Below are 6514 nucleotides of genomic sequence, written 5' to 3'. Positions count from 1 at the left end.
AACGCGATCAGGACCAAACTCGCCCTGAATCATCTGTCTGAGTCGGTGCACTAGAAGGCGTCGAGGATTGCCTCGTTGCCATTTACGATCTGACCGGTGAGTTGCGCAACTTAGAATACACAATTCGAGTGCTGTTCGCGGTCGAGGATATCAAGCGCATGAAGTTGCGCATGGCGCGTGGACGCCGGAGGCTGGTCGAAGACGGCGGCTCGCCACACAAACTTAAGTTCGGGCTGATGCGCACGGCGCGAGCCCACTTTGTTCCGCATCCGGAACGGCGCCCGGCGGTGGAGGAGATCTTCGGACGGTACCTGCGAGGCGTTTCCCGTGCCCGAATCGCACGGGATCTGACTGGTCGATTTCCCACGCCTGGAGATTGCTACATGATCGATGCGGGTCAGGCGGATCCGATGCGGAAGTCGCGTTGGACCACCGGCATGGTGCGTGAAGTAATCAGGTCAACCATTTACGCGGGTGCGCTAATCGATGGTCGCACGCGCGTCCAATTGGACGAACAAAGCCGTAAGGTAGGTGTGAAGCCGACGGCACGCGATAAGTGGACACGAGGGACGGCATCGCACAGCCGCATCATCGACGACAGAACGTTCATCGACGCAAATTTACGATTGCGCATGGAGCGCCAAATGTTCCACCTCCTTCGCAAGGGCGAACATGTTGCGCGTTCGCGGGCTGCTACCGCCTCAAGCTTCTTGTTTCACAACAAGATCGTCTGCGCGCTGTGTGGGGCGCGAGCCATTTTCCAGCACAGGCGTCGCCGCGACTGGGTGTCCGTCCGATGCGAGCACGCGTGACCGGCGCCTGCGGCGGCTTCGGCCGGATCCGGATCGTTGACCTTGAGCGGGCGGTCGTCGGCGACCTCCTCGCGCTCCTGGGCGGTTCGGACCTCGTCGCCGCGTACTCCGAGCGAATGGAGGCTGAACTCGCCGCCGCGGCGGCTGAACGCGCCACCCGCGCAGCCGTCCTGCGGCAACGTTACGTCGACCTCGAGGCGCGGTTGAAGGGTGGCCTCGCGAAGCAGATGCGCGGTACGCTGGGAGATTACCCGGCCGACGTCCTCGACGGCTCGCGCGAGACGCTTTTCCAGGAGCTGGCGAAGACTGACAAAGATCTAAAGGCGCTCGCGGCCGCCGAGCGCACGGAGGACGACCTCACGCCACGTGGGCTGGAGGGGGGGCTGCGTTTTGTGATGGCAAATGCGCCCTTCAAAGAGACGGATGCGCACTCCGACCGTTTCCGGTCGGCGTTCAACCGCATAGTTGAGGGCGTCGAGATCGGAGAGGGTGCCAGACCCGAGGAGGCGCGGGTGCTCGTGCGCTTGGATCTTGGTCCAATCATCGGTTCCGACTCGATTGACGACCCACATCGGCGCGTGGTGCGTGAACTCACTGTACCGACCTTCGGCGAGCACCGCTATCAGCGGGGCAGCCGGCCCGATCCAGTCGTCGCCTACGACAAGCGGGCCGGCGACCTACCTGATGTTGTCTGGTTTGCCATCGAAGGCCGGGCAGTGCACGTTGCTGACACACTGGAGGCGACGGGATGGCAGCTTCGAGCCCTGGTCGATGTGGCGCGCTTTTGCGCCTTAACGGGGATGGGTGAGCTCCAACGAGCATACGTGGGAGAGCGCGGTCCGCTCGCTAAATTCGAGCAGGCCGGTCGCGCGCTCATCCGATCCGGTGCCCTTGCGGCACTCGTCGACGCCTTGGACGGCTCGCCTCACGAAATCGAGAACCCGGGACGGTTCCTATCGACTGTCGTACGTCCTTCGCCCTCGGAGGTGGCCGCGCGGATCGGCCTGTTTCGTTCGCCGGCGGACGCTGCGTCAGGGCGACGCGAGATCGTCGCCAAGGTCCTCGACGGCCTCTCGCCGACGAAGGTCGCGTACTTGCACGGCATACCCACCGATGCGGTCCGCGAGCTCGTCTTCCGGCACCGTGCCGGCACCCTCGCGACCTTCAACACGTTCGACCTCGGGCCGCAGTTGCCCGAGGCAGCGTCTCGTCTCCGCGAAGCTGCAGAGGGCTGCCTCGATCCTGCCCTCGCATTAAGGCTGCGTATCGCCGCCATGTCGATCGCGGGCGCGAGCCACCGCGACGTAGCCGCCTTCACGGGATGGTCGGAGCAGACGGTGTCGAAGTGGGCAAGGGTCTTTCGTGAAAACGGGGCGGCTCACCTTTGGCAACGAACGTGGTGCCTGCGTCCGCATGCCATCGTAGTCCGCGAATGGGCCGGGTCCCACGCTCGCAAGCTCGCCGCACTGGCCACCCAGCTTCCGACGGGACGCGGCGGCGCGGCGGAGGCCCTCGCGGATTGGTGCGCCGGCGCATCGGCGAAGAATGTAATGGCCAAGCTTAGGGGTTCGATCACGGACTTCGACCGGTACCTCGCAATCCTGCGGGCATCTGGCATCGCCGGTCTGGCTTCGTCTCTCCGGAGCCCGGTGGGAACACCGACCGAAGAGGGAGACAGGCTCCGCATTCTTGCGGTCGACGCGCGCGACGCTGAGGTGCAGCGCAGGGTAAACCTCCTTGCCGACTTCGCTGACGGGCATGATGTCGGCGGTTTATCGCGAAGGTATGGGATCAGCCCGCTGGTCGTCGAGAAGACCGTCCAAACGTGGCGTGACAACGGCGCGGTTTGCAATGCTACGGAGACACCCGCCATCGCATTGGGATGCGCGGAACTGGAGGAGTTGGCACGTTATGCCCGCTCGTCCGGCAACGAGGAGCGACCACGTCCCGTCGCGCACTGGAAGACGTTGCGCGAGTTCTGCCTCGCCAAGTTCGGTCATGCGCCTGATGCAACCACCTTCCAACGAACCTGTAAGGCCCACGGTATCCAGGTGGCTTGGCGAATGGCGGATCGCGAGGGGTCTGGGTGATCAATCTCGACCTCTGGACGGGAGTTGTCGACTCTCGCGTCGGGAAGGCCATTATTTCGGGCATGCCTCCGGTACATCTGTCACTTGGGAATGGGTGAGAGCGATGGCGGATGATTTTACACTCGATGCGTTTCTGGCGGATCATCGCCCGACACGCCACGAGTTCGCGCCGGAGCCGCTCCTGGCGTCCGACGTTCCCGTGCGTCCAAGGGTTGGCGCCGTGTACTGTCGGACCAGCACGAACGGGCAACTCGAAGACAGCATCACCACCCAGTACGCGGCTGGCAACGCGTACCTTGAAGCGCTGGGCGTATCCGAGGTCGTCAAGTACTTCGACCGGGGCCGGTCCGGCACGACGATCGGTGGTCGGCCCGCACTCCGCGCCATGCTGCGCGCTTGCAAGGCCGGACGGGTCGATATGGTCGTTGTCGCGACCATCTGCCGGCTATCGCGCCGAGAGACGGCGCTGCACCGCATCGTGGACACGTTCAAGGCGACAGAGGTTGAACTCCACGAGGTCGCCTCGGGTCGCGTCGACGACGTCAAACTCGCCGTGGACGGCAATAAGGCCGAACAAGGCAGGCGGCTTGGGCTCGCCCGAAAGCTGGACGGCAGGCTGCGGGTCATGACGCTCGGTCGTTTCCCAGGGGCGCCCACCTTCGGCTTTTTGCACGTGAAGGCGGTGCCTGGTCTCCGCGTGCCGCACCCAGAGTTCCGGCATGTCGTGTTAAGCATGTTCCGCAATGCGGCGGCCGGGATGGAGCCGGAGGCAATCGCGTCCACGCTCCGCTGTCCAACGCCTGCGACATGGATCGCGGCGGAGCGACACGAGCTTTCGGGCGGTTGGCCATCCTGGACGGGCCCGATGGTTCTACGTTTGCTGCGTGACCCCGCCTACAAGGGCGTCCAGACGTGGGGCAAGACCACGACCGTCCGCAACGCGGACACCTTCCGGCGTCTCGGTTTCGAGCCTGTTTCCGAAGATCGGTGGCAGGCATTCATGGTGCCTCACATGCGGATCGTCGATCCCGAGCTTTGGGCGCAGGTGCAGGATCGCCTTGCGCAACGGAGTGTCGGACGCCGCGTCGCCGCGAGCCCGCGCGCGATGGTCATGCTCACAGGCGTGGCCGCTTGCGCGTGCTGCGGCGAAACCCTGCGTGGCCCCTATAACCGCTCTGAGGGAGCGAGCGCGTACCTTTGTTCGAAGACGGAGGCCTGTCGTGAGAGTCGGGCGACCATCGGTGTCGTCGAGCGCGCCCTTGTGCAGTCACTTGCCATGGACTTGCGTTTGCGGCGCTGCGAGACTGTAACCCCTGGCAGGGAGACGCTGTGGTCCGAGCAGCTGCGCGACCTTGGTCGCCGGTTGTCGGCGTCATTGGAGCAAGAACTGGACGGCCTGACTTCGAACGGAACAGACGTTCCGCTGGAGAAGAGGCGATACGAATCGTTGCTGCGCGTATTGCGTTCCGAGGCCGACGACAACGTCGAGATCGATGACGTACTGCGCTCCGCGGACAATCTCGCGAGGGATCGCGGCGTGGAGCCGTTGAGCGATCCCGGCCGGCTCATGTTCGACGTCGTTCGGGCTCTCGTCACCCGTGTTGATGTGGGCGGCGGCGCAGGCACGACGCGCTTGCGCGTCTCCCTGGACCTCGGCCCGGTCGCCACGCAGGTGGGCGGCACCGACCTGTTCCCCACGTTGGACATCGCCGTCCCAGACAGCCAGCAGGACCCCGCCACGCGCGAAGCCGGGCGCGCGGCAGCGAACGTCAACCTGGTTGCCAGGGTGGCTCGGGCCGGCGATGTGTCGTTGAGTCAGCGGGCGTCGGACCTACTCGGGCGGCTCGGGCCGAAGACCCTCCGTCCACGTCTCGAGGCGCTTGGTTGGTCCCTCGCCGACCTGATCACCGCGTGCGCGCTCTGGGTGAGCACCGGCAGGCGGATAGAGCAACAGGGTTTGCCGGACGGCCGGGCCGAAACCTTCGAGGAGGCGCGCCGCGCGGTCCTCGGGAGCGGGCTGCGCGGCGAGATTTTTCTGATCGTGACGGACGAGGCTGTAGCCTTCGAGAAGGGCCACCTGCGCTTGTTTATGGGCCGGCCCGGGTTCGCCCATTTGGCTCCCTCGATCGAGCGGGCGCTCGCCTCCGCCGCCGCCTTGTGCATCGATAACGCCGTAGCGCCGGCGTGCGGTGAAGGTGTTAGGGACGCGGTTCGTGACTGGTTGGAGCGGACGGCGACGTCCGGCCACGCGTCTACTTACGGGAAGACCGATCCCCGTCTGACCGCCGCGCTCGCGACCGTGCGGCTGCGTGGTCTCGACGCCCTTTTGATCGATGGCGCGCTGAATATCGCGACGCTCGGTGCCGAGATGCAAGACTGGGTGGTGGCCGCGGGGAACGCTAGAGCAGTCTCTGCGGCGGCGGTCCTGGAGGATCACCTGAAAGGTTTGCGGAAGACGGATCTCGCCTCCATCCATGCAACCTCCCCGAGCCGCGTCGATCACCTCGTGGTGCGCTATCGTGCTGTCGGACCATGGGGCATGGCTCAGTGGGGCAGCGATGCCGGGCCGGGCCACTCTCGGCTCTCGCAGACCCAGTGGAGCGAAGTTCAAGCGTACGTCCTTGACGGACGCGACGCGGGTGGCCTCAGCGTGGAGTGCGTCGCGGACATGATATTGAGGCGCTTCAGCACCTCCTACGATCTCGACCGCCTTCGCCTAATCCTCGCCGATGCAAATTTGTCACTGCCGCTTCATCGCGAAGGTCTCCGGCCCTCGGCCGTGCAAGCCAGGGCCGATCACTTCCTTCGGCCGCCCTTTGTCCGCGACCTCGGAGCGCGTAAAAACGTACCCTGACCTCCGTCTTTCGTTTCCAAGCTTCGCTGCTCCGCGGGGCCGGCATCTTCGCGCAGCTCCTGTCGAACCCAGGCGTGGGCTGATCACTTTCAGAAGTGGATCGCCGGAGGTTTGACACGCGCTTTGCAGATGCTCGAGCACGGTTGGCGCTCCTCGTCCGCCGCGCTTCGCGCATCGGGCGGTGCCGCTTTCGATGATCTATGGCGACCGCAGTGACGTGGCTGCTGCATTATGGTGGATGCGCTTACGCAGGCAGTCGCATCGCGACGGGCCCGGAGGCGATGTTGACGCGGTTAATGTGTACTTGAGCGCGATACCTTCGAGAAGTCGAACAACGTAGAGCTGTTATTCACATAGTGAAGGCAAAATGCCAACTAATGGGTGTGGTCTGGGGAGCATGCACAACTGAAACTTTTCACTACAGCCGCAATATGTGGAGTGTAGAACTTATCGGTATTTCAAAGGGTTGAGGTTCGTTTCCGAACATTATCGACGCAGAAGTCTCGTTAGTGGATAACTGGGTTAGCGTAAGATGCGATCGCATCGCACCAGAAAGAGCTTCGCAAGCGCTCTGGTTGTGATCGGACGACTGGAAAAGTAAAGGCTACATCAGGGGTGGACAGCGGAGGGCGCCAACGCGTCACTGACGCCGGCGCCCGACCCAGCTCAGAACCGCGGCCCGCGTCTACCTGATGACCTTCGGGCTAGGCCGTGTGGACGGATTTTAAGAGGATGAATCCGAGGGCCAGTGAAACGAT

The 6514-nt window shown here is 64.1% G+C and carries 3 protein-coding genes; all 3 read left to right on the top strand.

What is annotated here, in order from left to right:
* The first annotated feature begins 128 nt into the window (after positions 1–128).
* Positions 129–812: a recombinase family protein gene (locus tag P7D22_RS21990; RefSeq protein ID WP_319936398.1), complete on the top strand. Its 684-nt coding sequence runs from the start codon at positions 129–131 to the stop codon at positions 810–812.
* Positions 809–2902 (top strand): helix-turn-helix domain-containing protein, encoded by a 2094-nt coding sequence (locus tag P7D22_RS21985; protein ID WP_319936397.1) that lies wholly within the window; start codon positions 809–811, stop codon positions 2900–2902. Before P7D22_RS21990 ends, P7D22_RS21985 begins: the two co-directional genes overlap by 4 nt.
* Positions 2903–3005: 103 nt before the next feature.
* A complete protein-coding gene (locus P7D22_RS21980) occupies positions 3006–5756 on the top strand; it encodes a recombinase family protein (protein WP_319936396.1) in 2751 nt (916 codons plus the stop codon).
* Positions 5757–6514 lie beyond the last annotated feature (758 nt).

Source organism: Lichenihabitans sp. Uapishka_5, assembly GCF_033947565.1.
Taxonomy (GTDB): Bacteria; Pseudomonadota; Alphaproteobacteria; order Rhizobiales; family Beijerinckiaceae; genus Lichenihabitans.
This window is presented reverse-complemented; position numbering and strand designations above follow the sequence as displayed.